General features: G+C 68.8%; 18 protein-coding genes. 12 read left to right on the plus strand and 6 right to left on the minus strand.

Annotation, left to right across the window (positions count from 1 at the left end; translation table 11 throughout):
• Positions 1-4 precede the first annotated feature (4 nt).
• On the plus strand, positions 5-961 hold the full coding sequence (locus ACO073_RS25295) for a threonine dehydratase (protein WP_422001392.1): 957 nt from the start codon (positions 5-7) through the stop codon (positions 959-961).
• Here ACO073_RS25295 and ACO073_RS25300 read toward each other — a convergent pair.
• On the minus strand, positions 934-1,437 hold the full coding sequence (locus tag ACO073_RS25300; RefSeq protein WP_422001393.1) for an Lrp/AsnC family transcriptional regulator: 504 nt from the start codon (positions 1,435-1,437) through the stop codon (positions 934-936). The genes ACO073_RS25295 and ACO073_RS25300 overlap by 28 nt on opposite strands.
• A gap of 114 nt (positions 1,438-1,551) precedes the next feature.
• Between ACO073_RS25300 and phhA the strand changes: the two genes are divergently transcribed.
• Positions 1,552-2,301, plus strand: coding sequence for a phenylalanine 4-monooxygenase (gene phhA, locus ACO073_RS25305; RefSeq protein WP_422001395.1), 750 nt, complete (start codon positions 1,552-1,554; stop codon positions 2,299-2,301).
• Positions 2,302-2,311: 10 nt separating this feature from the next.
• On the opposite strand, the gene ACO073_RS25310 is transcribed toward phhA, so the two are convergent.
• Positions 2,312-4,399 carry an acetate--CoA ligase family protein gene (locus ACO073_RS25310; RefSeq protein ID WP_422001397.1) on the minus strand — a complete coding sequence of 696 codons (2,088 nt, stop codon included), beginning with the start codon at positions 4,397-4,399 and terminating at the stop codon, positions 2,312-2,314.
• Between the two features lie 106 nt (positions 4,400-4,505).
• Between ACO073_RS25310 and ACO073_RS25315 the strand changes: the two genes are divergently transcribed.
• From ACO073_RS25315 to ACO073_RS25325, 3 genes are read left to right on the plus strand one after another with little or no spacing between them, the layout of a single operon-like run.
• A complete protein-coding gene (locus ACO073_RS25315; RefSeq protein WP_422001399.1) occupies positions 4,506-5,468 on the plus strand; it encodes a Bug family tripartite tricarboxylate transporter substrate binding protein in 963 nt (320 codons plus the stop codon).
• A 31-nt stretch (positions 5,469-5,499) separates the two neighbouring features.
• On the plus strand, positions 5,500-5,901 hold the full coding sequence (locus ACO073_RS25320; protein WP_422001401.1) for a RidA family protein: 402 nt from the start codon (positions 5,500-5,502) through the stop codon (positions 5,899-5,901).
• Between the two features lie 12 nt (positions 5,902-5,913).
• Complete coding sequence (locus ACO073_RS25325) at positions 5,914-6,690, plus strand: potassium channel family protein (RefSeq protein WP_422001402.1); 777 nt, start codon at positions 5,914-5,916, stop codon at positions 6,688-6,690.
• 18 nt (positions 6,691-6,708) lie between these two features.
• Here the strand turns inward: ACO073_RS25325 and ACO073_RS25330 are convergent, their stop codons facing one another.
• Positions 6,709-8,097, minus strand: a complete 1,389-nt coding sequence (locus ACO073_RS25330) for an aspartate aminotransferase family protein (protein WP_422001403.1) — start codon at positions 8,095-8,097, stop codon at positions 6,709-6,711.
• A 101-nt stretch (positions 8,098-8,198) separates the two neighbouring features.
• Here ACO073_RS25330 and ACO073_RS25335 point away from each other — a divergent pair, with 101 nt between their 5' ends.
• Entirely contained in the window at positions 8,199-9,377 is a 1,179-nt protein-coding gene (locus tag ACO073_RS25335; protein ID WP_422001405.1) for a pyridoxal-phosphate-dependent aminotransferase family protein, read from the plus strand.
• Between the two features lie 4 nt (positions 9,378-9,381).
• Here ACO073_RS25335 and ACO073_RS25340 read toward each other — a convergent pair whose 3' ends face one another.
• A complete protein-coding gene (locus tag ACO073_RS25340; RefSeq protein ID WP_422001407.1) occupies positions 9,382-10,122 on the minus strand; it encodes a carbonic anhydrase in 741 nt (246 codons plus the stop codon).
• 43 nt (positions 10,123-10,165) lie between these two features.
• On the opposite strand from ACO073_RS25340, the gene ACO073_RS25345 reads away from it, so the two are divergent.
• From ACO073_RS25345 to ACO073_RS25355, 3 genes are all read left to right on the plus strand, one after another.
• Complete coding sequence (locus ACO073_RS25345) at positions 10,166-10,945, plus strand: enoyl-CoA hydratase/isomerase family protein (RefSeq protein WP_422001409.1); 780 nt, start codon at positions 10,166-10,168, stop codon at positions 10,943-10,945.
• 46 nt (positions 10,946-10,991) lie between these two features.
• Complete coding sequence (locus ACO073_RS25350; RefSeq protein ID WP_422001410.1) at positions 10,992-11,372, plus strand: hypothetical protein; 381 nt, start codon at positions 10,992-10,994, stop codon at positions 11,370-11,372.
• Between the two features lie 135 nt (positions 11,373-11,507).
• Positions 11,508-11,885, plus strand: a complete 378-nt coding sequence (locus tag ACO073_RS25355; protein WP_422001411.1) for a hypothetical protein — start codon at positions 11,508-11,510, stop codon at positions 11,883-11,885.
• Between the two features lie 9 nt (positions 11,886-11,894).
• Here ACO073_RS25355 and ACO073_RS25360 read toward each other — a convergent pair whose 3' ends face one another.
• Positions 11,895-12,638 carry a 2-keto-4-pentenoate hydratase gene (locus ACO073_RS25360; RefSeq protein WP_422001413.1) on the minus strand — a complete coding sequence of 248 codons (744 nt, stop codon included), beginning with the start codon at positions 12,636-12,638 and terminating at the stop codon, positions 11,895-11,897.
• A 36-nt stretch (positions 12,639-12,674) separates the two neighbouring features.
• Here ACO073_RS25360 and ACO073_RS25365 point away from each other — a divergent pair, with 36 nt between their 5' ends.
• Positions 12,675-13,862, plus strand: a complete 1,188-nt coding sequence (locus ACO073_RS25365; protein WP_422001415.1) for an amidohydrolase family protein — start codon at positions 12,675-12,677, stop codon at positions 13,860-13,862.
• Positions 13,859-14,698, plus strand: coding sequence for an enoyl-CoA hydratase (locus ACO073_RS25370; RefSeq protein WP_422001417.1), 840 nt, complete (start codon positions 13,859-13,861; stop codon positions 14,696-14,698). Before ACO073_RS25365 ends, ACO073_RS25370 begins: the two co-directional genes overlap by 4 nt.
• Positions 14,699-14,788: 90 nt before the next feature.
• Here ACO073_RS25370 and ACO073_RS25375 read toward each other — a convergent pair whose 3' ends face one another.
• Positions 14,789-15,409 (minus strand): glutathione binding-like protein, encoded by a 621-nt coding sequence (locus tag ACO073_RS25375; RefSeq protein ID WP_422001419.1) that lies wholly within the window; start codon positions 15,407-15,409, stop codon positions 14,789-14,791.
• A 146-nt stretch (positions 15,410-15,555) separates the two neighbouring features.
• Here ACO073_RS25375 and ACO073_RS25380 point away from each other — a divergent pair, with 146 nt between their 5' ends.
• Entirely contained in the window at positions 15,556-16,083 is a 528-nt protein-coding gene (locus tag ACO073_RS25380) for a TetR/AcrR family transcriptional regulator (RefSeq protein ID WP_422001421.1), read from the plus strand.
• Positions 16,084-16,093 lie beyond the last annotated feature (10 nt).

Raw genomic sequence — 16,093 nt, forward strand, 5'->3', positions numbered from 1 at the left:
CGCGATGTTGTCCCTGCAGGAAGTCGAAGCGGCCGCGCCGGCCGTCTATGCCGCCATGCCGCCGACCGCGCAGTATCCTTGGCCGCTGCTTGCCCGCCGCACGGGGTGTGAGGTCTGGGTCAAGCACGAGAACCACACGCCCATCGGCGCCTTCAAGGTCCGCGGCGGGCTGGTCTATCTCGACCGCCTGAAGCGCGACCGTCCGGGTCTCCCGGGGGTCGTCAGCGCCACCCGCGGCAACCACGGGCAGAGCATCGCGCTGGCCGCCGGGCGGGCGGGCGTCCCCGCCATCATCGTCGTCCCGCTGGGGAATTCGGTCGAGAAGAACGCGGCCATGCGCGCCTTCGGGGCCGAGCTCGTCGAGGCCGGCCACGACTTCGATGCCGCCCGCGACGTCGCCCGGGCGCTGGCCGAGGAGCGCGGCCTCTTGATGGTGCCCTCCTTCCATCGCGACCTGGTGTGCGGCGTGGCGACCTACGCGCTCGAATTCTTCCGGTCCGCGCCGCCCCTCGACACGATTTACGTCCCGATCGGGCTTGGGTCTGGCATCTGCGGCGTGATTGCCATGCGCGACGCCCTCAGCCCCTCGACCCGGGTGGTCGGCGTGGTCTCCACCGAGGCGCCCGCCTATGCCCTCTCCTTCGCCGCCGGCAAGGTCGTGCCGACCAACAGTGCCGACACGATGGCCGACGGCATGGCGGTTCGCGGCCCGGATGCCGAGGCGCTCGAGGTCATCCTGAAGGGCGCCGACCGCATGGTGCAGGTGAGCGACACCGAGATCGCCGCCGCCATGCGCTTCTACTACGAGGACACGCACCAGCTCGCCGAAGGCGCCGGCGCGGCCGCGCTCGCCGCCCTGATGCAGGAGCGCGAGCGCATGGCGGGCAAGCGGGTCGGCCTCGTGCTGAGCGGCGGCAATATCGACCGGCCGCTCTACCTGCGCCTGCTGGGCGACGGCTGAGGAGCCGGCAGCCGGGCCGCCGGCGCCCAGGCGAGGTCGTTCTTCACCGCCTGCATGATGAACGACGAGCGCGTGCCCCGGACTCCCGGCATGCGCAGCAATGCCTTGAGGGCGAAGTCGCTGAAGCTCGCGAGGTCGGGGGCGAGGATATGCAGCAGGAAATCCATGTCGCCGGTCACGGCATAGCAGGCCACCACCTCCGGCCGGGCCCTGACCTCGGCCTCGAAGGCCGCGACGACCTTCTCGGAATGATCGTCCAGCGTCACCTGGACCAGCGCCTGCAGGCCGAGCCCCATCGCCGGCGGCGAGACCAGGGCGGCATAGCGCTCGATCACGCCTTCCTCTTCCAGGCGCTTCACCCGGCGCTGGCAGGGCGTGGCCGACAGGCCGACCCGGTCCGCCAGGTCGACCATCGGCAGCCGGCCCTCGGCCTGAAGGGCGGCGACGATGCGTCTGTCGATATCATCCAGGAGCATCTTAGGCATTTTCTCCAAGGAATGGGGTTCGGTTGGAGAATATCACCCGCTGACATCCTCCAGAAGCGCAACTTCGCCGGGATTCCCTACGGGTCCCCTCCCCATATTGAAGGCATGAACATCGCGCCCCTCGAGAACCTCCGCGGCGACTATGCCGGCATGGCGACCGACTGGACGGTGGCCCAGGACCTCGACCGCTATTCGGCCGAGGACCAGGCGGTATGGCGGCTGCTGGTCGAGCGCCAGACGGCGCTGGCGAAGGAGCATGCCTGCGACGAATTCCTCGACGGGCTCGCGGCGCTCGGCATCGGCGACACCATCCCCGACTTCGACGCGGTGAACGCACGGCTCGAGGCGCTGACGGGCTGGCGCATCGTCGGCGTGCCCGGCCTGATCCCCGACGCGGCGTTCTACGACCACCTTGCCCATCGGCGCTTCCCCGTCACGGTCTGGATCCGCAGCCGGGCCGAGCTCGATTATCTGGTCGAACCCGATCTCTTCCATGACTTCTTCGGCCACGTGCCGCTGCTCGGCAATCCCGTCTTCGCCGACTACATGCAGCTCTACGGCCAGCGCGGCGTGGAGGCCGGCGACAAGGTCGCCCGGCTGGCCCGCCTCTACTGGTACACGGTGGAGTTCGGCCTGATCCGGACGGAAAAGGGTCTCAAGGCCTACGGCGCCGGCATCCTCTCCTCCGCGGCCGAGGTCCAACATGCGATCGGGAACCCGGCCGTCGAGCGCCTGCCGTTCGAGGCCGCGACGGTGATGCACCGGCCCTACGAGATGGACAAGCTGCAGAATACCTACTTCGTGCTCGACGATTTCCGCCAGCTCTTCGAGGCGGCGCAGACCCGCATCGCCTGACGCGACGGGCTCAGGAGTCGGTCACGACCAGGCCGTCGACGGCGACCACGCCCTCGCCGGCGCGTTTCACCAGCAGCGGATTGATCTCGGCTTCCGACACCGCCGCGAAGTCGGCATGGGCGAGGGTCGAGAAGGCCGTGATCGCCTTCGCCAGCGCATCGACGTCGCCCTGCGGCAGGTTGCGATAGCCGCGGATCACCGCCAACCCCTTCACCGCCGCGACCATCTCGCGAGCCTCGGCCTCGTCCACGGGGGCGAGCCTCGTCGCGGCGTCCTTGTAGATCTCGGCCAGCACGCCCCCCAGACCGACCGTGACCGTCGGGCCCACCAGGGGATCGCGGCGGAAGCCCAGGATCACCTCGGCGAGGCCGCGCTCCATCTTCTGGACCAGGAAGCCCTCCAGGCGCGCCGAGGGATTGTGCGCCTTCACCCGCCGCTCGATCTCGCGCGCGGCCAGGGCGGCCGACTGGCCGTCGGTTAGCCCCAGCGCCACGCCGCCGGCCTCGGTCTTGTGGGCGATGTCGGGCGACAGGATCTTGAGAGCCACCGGGCCGCCCACCTCCGTCACCGCGGCGGCGACGCGACGCGCATCGGGCACGGCGAGTGCTCCGGCCACCGGCACGCCGAGGGCCGCAAAGAACTCGGCCGCCCGCCGTTCGTCGAAGCCGGCGGCCTGCCCGGCCTGCAGCGCGCCGAGGGCAGCTGCGGACGGCGGCGCGAGCGCGGGGACAGACTGCGGGGCGGGCCGCATCAGGCAGACGGCCATCGCCTCGGCGCAGGATTCGGGCTGGCGGAAGGCGGGCACGCCGGCCGCCGTCAGGAGCGCGAGCGACTTTTCGGCCGCCGGCGTCAGCGACACCGCAAAGGGCTTGGCCGAGCGCGCGAACTTCACGAGGGGCTCGACGGCGAGCTCGGGATTGAACTGGGCGGAGGAGCCGACGACGAAGATCACCGCATCGTTGGCGTCGTCGGCCAGCAGGCGCTCGATCGTGCCCGACACGATCTCGGGCTTGGCACCGGCCAGCGTCAGGTCGACCAGCTTGCCCTCGCCGGCCGCGATGCCGAGCGGCCGCAGCCAGTCGACCAGCCCCTGCGGCGGCCCGGCGATGTCGAGCCCGGCCATCGCCATGTTGTCGACCACCATGGCCGCACCGCCGCCCGTCGTCGTGGCGACGGCGACGCGCCGCCCCCCGGCCGGCGGGCGGTCGACCAGCAGCGCCGGCACCTCGATCAGCGATTCGAACATCGACACGCGCGCGATGCCGTGGCGCCGGCAGAAGGCGTCGAACGTGGCGTCCGACCCGGCGATCGCGCCGGTATGCGACTTCGCCAGCTCCTGGCCGATGTCGGAACGGCCAAGCTTGTAGGCGACCACGGGCTTGCCGGCAGCGTGGGCGCGCCGGGCGGCCCGGGCCAGCCGGTCGCCATCGCGCAGGGTCTCCATGAACAGCAGGATGGCGCGCGTCCTGGGGTCGTCGACCAGCAAGTCGGCGATCTCGCCGACCGCGAGGTCGACCTCGTTGCCGACCGAGATCAGCCGCGAGAAGCCGATGCCGCGGGCATCGGCCCGCGACAGCAGCGCGCCGATCAGGCTGCCGCTCTGGCTGACCAGCCCCCACTCGCCGCCGCGCAGCGTCTCCATGGCGAAGGCGGCGTTGGCGGTGAGCGCCATCGGCGGCCGCGTGCTGACGGTGCCGATACTGTTGGGCCCGACCAGCCGGATCCCGGTCTCGGCCACGATGCGCACCAGGGAATCCTGCAGGCTGGCGCCCGCCGCCCCGGCATCCGCGAAGCCGCCGGCCAGGATCGACGCCACCTTCACCCCGCGCCGGCCGCAGGCCGCCAGGGCGTCCACGGCGGCCTTGCCGTTCAGCAGGATATAGGCGTGGTCGATCTCTCCCGGGATGGCGTCGAGATTCTTGTAGGCCTTCTCGCCCAGGATCTCGTCGCGCGACGGGTTGACCGGCAGGATCTCGCCCGCGAACCCGTGCTTGCGCAGGAAGCGCTGCGGCCGCGAGGTCGTCTTGCCGACGTCGGCGGACGCGCCGATGAGGGCGATGCGGCTGGGCTCGAACAGGGCCTTGAACAGATCGGTCATGCCGCGACTTAGAGCACACCTGTCATGCCGAACGAAGCGACGGACCTTTCGCGTTGCAGTAGAGGCCCCTCGCTTCACGCGGGACGGCGGTGGATATAGTGGGCGCATGTTCACCCGCCGTACGCTCATCGCCGCGTCCCTCGTCGCCACCCTCCCCGCCCATGCGGACACGTGGCCCTCCAAGCCCATCAGGCTCGTCGTACCCTACGCGCCCGGCGGCACCACCGACGTCATCGCCCGCGTCGTCGCCGAATCGCTCGGCAAGCGGCTGGGCCAGAACATCATCGTCGAAAACAAGCCCGGCAAGGGCGCCATGGTCGGCACGGCGCTGGTCGCCAAGGCACCGCCCGACGGCTACACGCTGCTGATGTCGGTGATCTCCGGCCTGTCGATCTCGCCCACGCTCTACGGCGGCGGCGACTTCGACCCGATGGCCGACTTCGTCCACATCTCGATCGCCTCCCGCAATCCCAGCGTCCTGGTCGTCAACCCGGGATTCAAGGCCAGGACCTTCCAGGAGTATGTCGAGATCGCCAAGGCCGAACCGGGCAAACTCGCCTATGCGACGTCGGGCGCCGGCTCGAGCAACCACCTGCTGGGGGCGCAACTGCAGCAGGTGATCGGCGCGGCCCTGGTCCACGTGCCCTATCGCGGCGCCGGCCCGGCGATGGTCGACACGATCAGCGGCACCGTGCCGTCGATGTTCGATTCCCTTCCGTCCGCTGCGCCGCACATCAAGGCGGGCAAGGTCCGGGCGCTGGCCGTCAGCAGCGAGGAGCGCAGCCCGGCCTTCCCCGACGTGCCGACCATGAAGGAGCTCGGCTATCCCGACATGATCTCCTATTCGTGGTTCGGCATCTCGGCGCCCGCGAAGACGCCGCAGCCGATCGTCGACCGCCTGGCCGCCGAGATGCAGGCCGTGCTGAAGGAGCCGGCCGTCGTCAAGCGCTGGGAGGAGATCGGCGCCGAAGCCAGCACGATGACGCCCGCCGAGGTCACCCGCTTCATCCAGAGCGAGATCGACAAGTGGACGCCGGTGGTGAAGTCTACGGGCGCCAAGCCGGAGTGATCCGGCCGACCGACAGCCGGAGGAAGCCGCAATGACCATCCGCCGCGTGACATCGCCCGACGTCCCCGAGCCGCCGCCCGAGCGCTGGTCTAACTGCCTGGTGGTCGACGGCATCGCCTACGTCTCCGGCATGACCGCGCGCGGTACCGATCCCAAGGTCCTGGCCGGCATGGACGAGTACGAGCAGGCCAAGCTGATCTTCGGCAAGATCAAGGGCATGGTCGAGGCGGCCGGCGGCGCCATGGCGGACGTGGTGAAGGTCACGATCTACGTCACCGACATCGCGAACAACACCAAGGTCTGGGCGGCGCGACGCGAGTTCTTCACCGGCGACTTTCCCGCCTCGACCCTGGTCGAGGTGAGCGCGCTCGCGGCGCCCGAGATCCTGGTGGAGATCGAGGCCATCGCCCATATCGGCAAGGGCAAGCGCTAGGCCGGGCGGCGAATGACGGCGACGGGACTGCGCCAGCGGCTCGAGGAGCTCTATTTCGGCAGCGACCGGCGCGCGCGCCGGTTCCGCTACGGCCTGATCGTCTTCGACATCGTCACCATCGCCGTCTTCCTCGTTTCGTCGGTCGCCGGCGAGGCCTGGTGGATGATCCCGCTGGACCTCGTGATCGCGCTCGCGCTGCTGGCGGACCTCGTCGCCCGGACGTGGATCGAGAAGGAGCGCCTGCGGCACCTGATGAGCCTGTCGACGGCGGCCGACCTGGTGGTGATCGTCTCGCTGCTGCTGCCGTTCTTCGTCGAGAACCTGGCGTTCCTGCGCATCGCCCGCGCGCTCCGGCTTCTGCGCTCCTATCATCTGCTGCGCGACCTGCGGACCGATTCGCCGTGGTTCCGCCGCCATGAGGACGTGATCCAGCGGACCGTCAACCTCTGCGTCTTCATCTTCATCGTGACGTCCTTCGTCTACGTCACCCAGCACCTGATCAATCCGAAGATTGCGACCTACGTCGACGCGCTCTACTTCACGATCACCACGCTCACGACCACAGGCTTCGGCGACATCACCCTCGAAGGGGCGGCCGGGCGGATCCTGGCGGTGATCATCATGGTGGTGGGTGTGGGCCTCTTCCTGCACCTGCTGCAGGCCATCTTCCGCCCGCCCAAGGTCCGGCAGGAATGTCCCGACTGCGGCCTGCTGGTGCACGACATCGACGCCGTGCACTGCAAGCATTGCGGCAAGCTCCTCCACATCGAGACCGAAGGCGCCGTCTGACGCCTCCGGCCACCTGGCTCAGGCGGCCTTGATCTCGCGCTCGTTCTTCAGGGCCCGCACGGTCTGGCGCAGGGCATGGACGGTCTTCTCGATCTCCGCCCCGCCATGGGTCGCCGACACGAAGCCGCCCGGCGCGCCCATGATGTCGACGCCGTGGCTCATCAGGCCCATGCGGATCTTGCCGGCGAGCGCTCCCGACTTGGCGCCCTTCAGCTTGGCGAAGCCGAGCTTCAGCGGGTCGAAGGTCGCCGGATCGACAACCTCTCCGGTCGGATTGGGATAGATCAGGAAGGTCGAGGACTGGCCGTAGATGCCCCAGGGCACGCTCTCCTCGACCAGCACCTGGCGCAGCGCGGCGCGCAGCTCGGCGGCCGTGCGGTTGGCCTTCTCCGCCAGATCCTCGTCGCGCACCAGCGACAGCGCCGTCACCGCCGCCGCGGCCGACAGCGGATTGGCGTTGAAGGTGCCGGGATGGGCCACCTTGTCCTTCTTCTTGGCCGCCGCGGCCGCGAAGTCGATCTGGTCGAGCAGCTCGCGCTTGCCGGCGACCGCACCGCCGGGCAGGCCGCCGGCCACGATCTTGGCCAGGATGCAAAGGTCGGGCGTGACGCCCAGCGCCTTCTGGGCGCCGCCCGACGACCAGCGGAAGCCGGTGATCACCTCGTCCATCAGCATGACGACGCCGCGGCGCGCGGTGACCTCGCGGATCGCCTCGACGAAGCCCGGCGGCAGCGGCACCTGGCCCCACGACGCGCCGGACGGCTCGAACATGACCGCGGCGATGTCGTCGCGCGCCTCGAGCAGCTTCACGGTCGGGCCGACATCGTCGGCCGGCATCAGGATCGACAGGTCGGTGACGCTCTGCAGGACGCCCGGCGCCGACGAGCCGTCATAGTGCGAGGTGGCGCCGCCGGCCACGTGGTCGTGCCAGCCGTGGAAATGGCCGACGAAGCGGACGATCTTCTCCTTGCCGGTGAGCGCCCGGGCGAGGCGGATCGCCATGTGCGAGGCCTCGGTGCCGGAGGCCGTGAACCGCACCTTCTCGGCCGAGGGGATCAGCTCGCAGACCAGCTCGGCCCAGCGCACCTCGAACTCGTGGCTCGAGCCGTAATGGGTGCCGAGGTCCATCTGGCGCTTCACCGCCTCGACGACCGCCGGATGCGAATGACCCAGCAGCATGGCGCCGTGGCCGCCGAAATAGTCGACATACTCGTTGCCGTCGACGTCCCATTTGCGCGGTCCCGCCGCCTTGGCGACGTGGATCGAGTAGGGGTCGAGGTAGCGGGCGTCATGGGTGATGCCGCTGGGCAGCACCTTGCGGGCCCGCTCGAACAGGGCGCCCGACCCCGGCGTCCGGGCCTTGTAGTCGGTCACGATGGCGGAATTGGTCGGCGCGGTGGTACTCATTTGCCCTCAAATAGCTAATGCCAGAGCATCGCAAGCCGCGCTTGCGCCGCCAAGGGCGGCGGCCCTAAGTTCCCGGACTTTTTTGCACCCCGGAGCCTCCCGTGAACGCCAAGCCGCGCGGCCGCCAGTTTTTCAACAATCCCGGCCCGACCAACATTCCCGACCGCGTCCTGCGGGCGATGGACCGTCCGGTGATCGACTTCCTGTCCGAGGAATTCGTGGCCATCCAGCATGCCTGCCATGCCGGCGTGAAGCGGGTCATGAAGACCGACCAGACGCTCTACATGTACACCGCCACCGGCCATGGCGCCTGGGAAGCGGCGATCTGCAACCTGTTCTCCCCGGGCGAGAAGATCCTGATGATCGAATCCGGCTACTTCTCGGAGAGCTGGTCGCAGATGGGCAAGAATCTCGGCCTCGAGGTCGAGACGCTGGCCGCCGACTGGCGCAAGGGCCTCGACGTCGGAAAGCTCGCCGAGCGGCTGGCGCAGGACAAGGGGCACGAGATCAAGGCGGTGCTGGCGGTGCACAACGAGACGGCGACCGGCATGTTCCTGCCGATGCCCGAGATCCGCCGCGCGCTCGACGAGACGCGCCACCCGGCGTTGCTGCTGTCGGACACGATCTCCTCGCTGGTCAGCCTCGAGTACAAGATGGATGCCTGGGGCATCGACATCACGGTGGGCGGGAGCCAGAAGGGCCTGATGCTGCCGACCGGCATGTCGATGACGGGCGTCAGCGCCAAGGCGCTGGACGTGGCGCGCAAGTCCAAGATGCCGCGCCACTACTTCAACTGGAACCTGATGAACGGCCGCCAGCCCCAGGGCTTCGTCGGCACCGCCCCGGTCCACATGTTCTTCGGCCTCCAGGAATCGCTGAAGATGATCGAGGAGGAAGGTCTCGACGCGGTGATCGACCGGCACTCGCGGCTGGCCGAGGCCACGCGCGCGGCGGTGCGGGCCTGGGGCGCCGACGGCAAGGGCCCGCAGCTCTACTGCCAGTCGCCCGACCGGCTCTCGAACTCGGTGACGACGGTGATGATGCCCGAGGGCGTAAGCTCCGATCCGATGCGCAAGATCGCCATCGACCGGTTCAACCTGTCGCTCGGCGGCGGTCTCGGCCCGCTGGCGGGGAAGGTCTTCCGCATCGGCCATCTCGGCGACCTCAACGAGCCGATGCTGCTGGGCTGCCTGGCCACCACCGAGCTCGCCATGAAGGCGGCGGGCGTGCCCTTCGCGTCGGGCGGCGTCGACGCCGCGGTCGCCTCGCTGGCGGCCTGATCTCTCAGAAGGCGGGCTTGCGGCCCGCCACCGCGGCGATCAGCGCTTCCGGCCTGATCGCCGACAGCGCCGTGCCCCGCATCACCGTGGGCACGATCGACAGTCCCTCGACCTTCTCGAAGGAAGCCGTCTTCGGATTGAAGGCGTGGAGCTGGCCCTCGGTGAAGTTGAACCACCAGCCGTGCAGGGCGAGCGTCCCCGCCTCGACCCGTTCGGCGATCCAGCGGTAGCCCATCAGGTTGCTCAGGCTGTTCAGCACGGCGCCCTGCTCGACGGCGCGCGTGATCTCCTCGCGCGGCCGGCCCTCGAGCTCGCGCACCGCGAGGTCGCGGACCTCCTGGGCGATCGCCGTCCAGGTCGAGAGATAGTCGTAGCTGGCATAGATGCTGTCGCGTCCGTCGACCAGCGCGCCGATGCCGCCGCACAGCGTGTGGCCGAGGATCACGATGTGCTCGACGCCCAGGCCGCGCACGGCGAACTCGATCGCCGACGAGGTGCCGTGGTGGCGCTCGTCCGGCGGATACTGCGCCGGGGGCACCATGGCCGCGACGTTGCGCACCGTGAAGATGTCGCCGGGCTTGGTCTGGGTCAGGATCCCGGGGTCGACGCGCGCGTCGGCACAGGCGACGATGAGGATCTTCGGCGACTGCCCTTCCTTGGCGAGCCGCTCGTAGAGTTCGCGATGCTCGGGCCAGTAGCCCAGCCGGAAATCGGCAAATCCCTTGAGAAGTCGTTCCAACGCCATGGGCTCTCGCTTACGATGCCGGAAAGGACCGCGGCAAGGTGAAATGACGGAAGAGCTGCTCTACGACGCACGGGACGATATCGGCTGGGTCACGTTCAACCGGCCCAGGGCGCGCAATGCCCTCACCTTCGCCATGTACGAGGGACTGGCCGAGATCTGCGCCCGCGTCGGTCGGACCCGCGAGGTCAAGGCGCTGGTCGTCACCGGCGCGGGCGACAAGGCCTTCGCCGCCGGCACCGACATCGCCCAGTTCCAGGACTTCGAGGGCGGCGACGACGGCATCGCCTACGAGCGCAAGATGGACCGCATCCTGGAGACGGTCGAACGCTGTCCCGTGCCGACGGTCGCCGCGATCGCCGGCTTCTGCACCGGCGGCGGGGCGGCCATCGCCGCGGTCTGCGACCTGCGGCTGGCGACGCAGAATGCCCAGTTCGGCTTCCCCATCGCCCGCACCCTGGGCAACTGCCTGTCGATGGCGAACTATGCCCGGCTGGCCGCCCTGATCGGGCCGCAACGGGTCAAGGAGGTCATCTTCCTCGCCAGGATGATCGACGGGCCGACAGCCCTGCAGATCGGCCTGGTGAGCGAGCTCGTGGCCGATGCCGCGGCGCTGCAGGCCCGGGCGCAGGAGGTCGCGCGAACCCTGGCCGGCCATGCCCCGATCACCCTGCAGGTGACGAAGGAGGCGCTGCGCCGACTGCAGGCACGCCTGGGAGACGACGATATCGACGATCTCATCAGACTGGCCTACGGTAGCGCCGATTTTCGCGAAGGCATGGCGGCCTTTCTGGCCAAGCGGACGCCGAAATGGTCGGGGACATGACCCGGCCCGACACAGGAGGAATGTGATGACTCGAATCGGGACAACCTTGGCTGCTCTGGGACTGTGCGTTGCCGCCGCCGCCTGCCAGAGCCCGCAGCAGAAGGTCGCCAACAAGGAAGACATGATGATCGCCGCCGGCTTCAAGTTCGTGCCGGCGAACACGCCGCAGCGCCAGATGTCGTTCCGGCAGCTGCCGCCGCACAAGTTCTCGCGACAGATCCGTGACGGCCGCGTGTTCTACGTCTATCCCGATCCGACGGTTTGCGTGTGCCTCTATGTCGGCGATCAGAACGCCTATGCGACCTACCGCAAGAACGTGTTCGACAAGAATCTGGCCGACGAGCAGCAGATGACCGCCCAGACCATGGAGATGAACGACTGGGATTGGGGTCCCTGGGGCGGCTGGCCGTACGGCTGGTACTACTGATCGAATCGGTCTCGAAACAGCCCGGAGCGGGCAATAACATTGCACGCTCCGGGCGCTCATCACATCTTGTGCTTGAAACTTCCCCAGCTGGGTCGGCGTTGTTTCATCACGCATCCCGCGAAAGGAGGCTTTGACATGCACAAGTTCGGCATTGCCGCCCTGGCTGGCGGTCTGTTCCTGGCGCCGCTGATGGCCGCCAACGCCCAGGACGTGAATCTGGCCTACGCCACCGGCGAGCCGCGCTCGGAGTACATGGTGTTCCTGGAAAAGGGCAATCAGGTGCCGCTTTCGGCATCGGTGCTGCTGCAGCCGGCCGTGGTGGCGGCGCAGGCCGGCCAGACCGTCCATGTCTCGGGCAAGCTCGATCAGGCCCAGGTGGTCAAGAACGAGCTGATCCGCGAGGGCGCGCCCGCGCACAAGGTGCTGGTGGCCCGCGAGCCGGTCGAGCCGCTGCCCAGGCCGGCGGATTCGATCGCCAGCCCGGCGGACCGCAAGGTCGACATCAAGTTCTAGACCACGGCGTCAGAACGATGCCTCGACACTCCCCTGCCCCGGGAACTCGCCGCGAGCGCGGGTTCCCGGGGGGAAGTAACGAAGCCCAGTCCACGAGCCCGTTGTGATCGCCTGGCCCTTCGCGATCCCGCCCCGGCGGCGGACAGCGTGATCGATCATCCAGGCCAGCGGGCGCACCGGATCGATCGCCCCAAGCCCGCCGATCTGCTCGACGACGGGCTTGTCGTCGATCACCAGCCGGACAGGCAGCGTCGCCCAGTCGAGCGCTTTCCAGTTCCCGATCGAATCGCCGACCACCAGCGCGTGGTTCATCTGGTTGTCGGCCAGCAGCCACTCCGCGTCGGCCTTCTGGAAATCCGCGAGCCGCGTGTCGACGATCTCCATGCCGACGAAGGCGTCGCCGACCGCGGCGAGCGCTTCCTCGCGGCCGACCGGCGCCTCGCGCGGCGCGATGTCGGCGACGATGTGGAACGAGATCTCGACCTCGACGCCGATCATGTGCATTGCCCGCCCGTCGAAGCGGCCCGGTGACGGCACGAGAGCGCCGGCGAGGAGCGGCGCCGGATTGGGCTCGGCCGTAGGCGTGCGCGCACCCACCTTCCAGCCGGCGATCGGACCCGTCGCCCGCGCCACCCCGTCCTGGATGGCATAGACCGCATCGCGGTCCGGCAGGGCGAACGGCGGCGTCACCTGTCGGCCGCTTCGCCGCGCCTCGAGAAGCGCCTGCACGGCGTGGGAAATGTCGGACGTCATGCTAAGCTCGCGGCAAACGAAAAGACCGGAGGGACAATGCCCTACGCCAGCGGGCGCGTCATTCACGATGCCGATGCGCACATCATGGAGTTGCCCGGCTTCCTCGAGGACCATCTCGAAGCGCGGCATCGCGCCAGCGTCTCCGACGCGGTCCTCTTCCCGCGGCGCGAGGGCTTCCACAGCCATCTCGGTCCCGAGCACAAGGCCGGCGGCGGTGCCGATGCCGCCGCGTTCGACGAGACGCAGCTCATGCTCGCCAAGAACTGGGATGCGCTGGGCGCGTCGGCGCGGCAGGACAGGCCGCGGTCGATCGACCTGTTGGGCTTCGCCAGCCAGCTCATGTTCACGACGGCGCTGCTCAACTACTCGTCGGTGCTCGAGGGCGGCCGCGACGTCGAGCTGACCTACGCCGTCGCCCGCGCGCACACGCGGCACATGGTCGAGTTCTGCTCGGTCGACCGGCGCCTGCTGGCGACGGGCTACGTGCCGCTGGTGGATTTCGAGCGCACCGCACGGGCCGCCCGCGAGGCGATCCAGCTCGGCGCGAAGGCGCTGATGATCCCGTCGCGGTGCCCCGACGAACATTCGCCGAGCCACATCGGCTTCGATCCGCTGTGGTCCGTCGCCCAGGAGGCCGGCCTCCCCATCGTCTTCCACGTCGGCGGCGGCGGAAAGCTGCTGGAGGACGCGTGGTTCAACAACGGCCTGCCGCCGGTCCCCGACTTCCACGGCGGCGACGACAACTTCAAGTCGATCGACTACATGGCAATCGCCTATCCGCCGATGAAGGCACTGACCGCCCTCGTCGTCGACCGCGTGCTCGACCGCTTCCCAAACCTGAAGTTCGGCGTCATCGAGCAGGGCGCGTCGTGGGTGCCGGGCTGGATGCGCAACATGGATTCCGCGCACAACGCCTTCTACAGGAACGAGGAGCGGCTGCAGAAGATGTCGCTCAAGCCGAGCGAGTTCGTGCGCCGGCAGGTGCGCGTCACCCCCTATCCTCACGAGGATACCGGCTGGATCATCGCCAATGCCGGCGACGAGGTCTGCCTGTTCTCCTCGGACTATCCGCACGTCGAGGGCGGCCGCCATCCCATCAAGCGCTTCGAGGCCTCGATGGCGGCGGCCGGCATCGACGAAGCGCAGAAGCAGCGCTTCTACTGCGACAATTTCATCGACCTGATGGGCGCGGGCCTGGCGCCCGAGCTGAGGGCCGCAGCATGAAGACCTACGACACCCTGCTGACCGAGCGTACCGGCCCGGTGCTCACGATCACGACCAACCGGCCCGACGTGCTGAACGCGCAGAGCCGCATCCTGCTGGCCGAGCTCGACGACGCCTTCCTGCGCGCCGCCGACGACCCGGCCGTGCGCGTCATCATCCTGGCCGGCGCCGGCAAGCACTTCTCGGCCGGCCACGATCTCGGCAGCCCGCAGGAGATGGAAGACCAGAAGAAGACGCCGCTCGAGCCCGGCTTCCGCGGCGAGTATCGCCGGCTGTGGGAGCGCTTCTTCGAGAACACGATGCGCTGGCGCGACCTGCCCAAGCCCACGATCGCCCAGGTCCAGGGCTACTGCATCATGGGCGGCATGATGATCGCGTCGGCCTGCGACCTCATCATCGCCAGCGAGGACGCCCAGTTCGCCGACCGGGCCGTCAAGTGGGGCGGCAGCCACGTGCAGTACTTCTCGATGCCGTGGGACTTCGGGCCGCGCAAGACCAAGGAGTATCTCTTCACCGGCCGCTTCATCGGCGCCGCCGAGGCCGAGCGGGCCGGGCTGGTCAACCGGGTGGTGCCGCGCGAGAAGCTCGCCGAGGAGACGATGGCGCTCGCCCAGGAGATCGCCGGGCGCGATCCCTATGCGCTGAAGCTCGCCAAGGCGTCGGTCAACGAGACGCTCGACGCCCAGGGCTTCAAGGCCGCGATGGAGAACGCCTTCAAGAACTACATGCTCACCATCCCGCATCGCATGGAGATGGGCACCTACGGTCCGGCCGCCCGCGAGAAGGCGCCCAAGGACCGGTTCGCGGTGCTGAACAAGAAGGCGGCGTCGTCCTGAGCGCAGGCGAAGGACCTCATCGCCGCTTGCCACGGCACGAGGCCCTTCCCTTCGGCTCCGCTCAGGGCAGGCGCTGCGCTCAGGAGGACATCAGGCCGCCCGCTTCTGCCGTTCGGCCATCTCGACGCTCATCGCCTTGGCCACCGAGGGACGCTGCAGATGCTTCTGGTGGTAGGCGGCGAGTGCCGGCCACTGGGACAGGTCGACCTTCAGGAACACCGCCCAGTTCAGCATCGTCACCAGATAGGCATCCGCCACGGTGAACCTGTCCCCGACGAGATGGTCGCCGGTCGCGAGCTTGCCCGCCAGATGGGCGAAGGTCGGCTCGATCAGCGCCCGCGCCGCCGCCTTGGTGGGCTCGGCCGAAGCCGGATTGAAGATGTTGTAGAAGATCCGCTTGTGCAGCTCGGTCGACAGGTAGTTCAGCATGTCGATCAGCTCGTAGCGCTCGACGCTGCCCCAGGCCGGCACCAGTCCGGCTGCGGGCGCGGCGTCGGCGAGGTACTGCAGCACCGACGGGCCCTCGTTCAGGATGCGGCCATCGTCCAGCCGCAGCGCCGGGACATAGCCCTTGGCCGAGATCTGGTAGTAGTCGCCGCCGTCGTCGGTCTTCTTGTTCTCGACGAAGCGCACCTTGACGGGCAGACCCGCTTCCAGCGCCGTGATATGCGAGGCGAGCGAACAGGCCATGGGTGAGGCGAACAGTTCCATCGCGTCCTCCTTTGTTTTATGCGATGCAGTACAGAAATACAGGGTCGCCCCGATCGTCAAGGCAAATCATGCGAACCGGTACAGAAATAACGAAACGCTCACGCGGCCGCCCGCGCGGCTTCATTCCCTCGGAAGTACTTGACCGCGTGCGCGGCGTGTTCCTGGGAAAGGGATTCTCCGGCGCGTCGCTCGACGAGCTGGCCGCCGCCGCCGGACTCAACCGTCCGAGCCTCTACGCCGCCTTCGGCGACAAGGAGCAGCTCTACATCGCCACGCTGCGCTTCTATGGCGAGAAGAGCATCGAGGGCCTCGACGGCATCCTGGGCGGCAAGGGCACGATCCAGCAACGCCTGGCCAGGGTCTACTCCGCCGCGATCGACCTCTACACCGCGCCGCCGCACCGGCCGGGTTGCATGATCGTGGGCACTGCCGCCGTCGAATCGCCCAGCCATCCGAAGATCGCCGCCGCGGCCGCCGGGCTCCTGGCCGACATCGAAAAGAGCCTCGAGCGCGGCTTCGCCGCCAGCGATCTCCCTGCCGCGCCCACGCCGGCCGCCCGGGCGCGAATGGCCGGCGCGATCCTGTATGCCATCGCCATCCGGGCGCGGCTCGGCGCCAAGGCCTCGGACTTGAAAGCCTTCGCCAGCTCGATGGTGCCCACGATCTGCGGTTGACGACGTGGTA

The organism is Reyranella sp. (genome assembly GCF_965229815.1).
Lineage (GTDB): Bacteria > Pseudomonadota > Alphaproteobacteria > Reyranellales > Reyranellaceae > Reyranella.

Coding starts and splice junctions, on each gene's coding strand:
- ACO073_RS25375 (WP_422001419.1), bottom strand. CDS start 15,409: ATGGAACTGTTCGCCTCACCCATGGCCTGTTCGCTCGCCTCGCATATC.
- ACO073_RS25295 (WP_422001392.1), top strand. CDS start 5: ATGTTGTCCCTGCAGGAAGTCGAAGCGGCCGCGCCGGCCGTCTATGCC.
- ACO073_RS25370 (WP_422001417.1), top strand. CDS start 13,859: ATGAAGACCTACGACACCCTGCTGACCGAGCGTACCGGCCCGGTGCTC.
- phhA (WP_422001395.1), top strand. CDS start 1,552: ATGAACATCGCGCCCCTCGAGAACCTCCGCGGCGACTATGCCGGCATG.
- ACO073_RS25320 (WP_422001401.1), top strand. CDS start 5,500: ATGACCATCCGCCGCGTGACATCGCCCGACGTCCCCGAGCCGCCGCCC.
- ACO073_RS25340 (WP_422001407.1), bottom strand. CDS start 10,122: ATGGCGTTGGAACGACTTCTCAAGGGATTTGCCGATTTCCGGCTGGGC.
- ACO073_RS25345 (WP_422001409.1), top strand. CDS start 10,166: ATGACGGAAGAGCTGCTCTACGACGCACGGGACGATATCGGCTGGGTC.
- ACO073_RS25355 (WP_422001411.1), top strand. CDS start 11,508: ATGCACAAGTTCGGCATTGCCGCCCTGGCTGGCGGTCTGTTCCTGGCG.
- ACO073_RS25300 (WP_422001393.1), bottom strand. CDS start 1,437: ATGCTCCTGGATGATATCGACAGACGCATCGTCGCCGCCCTTCAGGCC.
- ACO073_RS25310 (WP_422001397.1), bottom strand. CDS start 4,399: ATGACCGATCTGTTCAAGGCCCTGTTCGAGCCCAGCCGCATCGCCCTC.
- ACO073_RS25325 (WP_422001402.1), top strand. CDS start 5,914: ATGACGGCGACGGGACTGCGCCAGCGGCTCGAGGAGCTCTATTTCGGC.
- ACO073_RS25330 (WP_422001403.1), bottom strand. CDS start 8,097: ATGAGTACCACCGCGCCGACCAATTCCGCCATCGTGACCGACTACAAG.
- ACO073_RS25365 (WP_422001415.1), top strand. CDS start 12,675: ATGCCCTACGCCAGCGGGCGCGTCATTCACGATGCCGATGCGCACATC.
- ACO073_RS25360 (WP_422001413.1), bottom strand. CDS start 12,638: ATGACGTCCGACATTTCCCACGCCGTGCAGGCGCTTCTCGAGGCGCGG.
- ACO073_RS25315 (WP_422001399.1), top strand. CDS start 4,506: ATGTTCACCCGCCGTACGCTCATCGCCGCGTCCCTCGTCGCCACCCTC.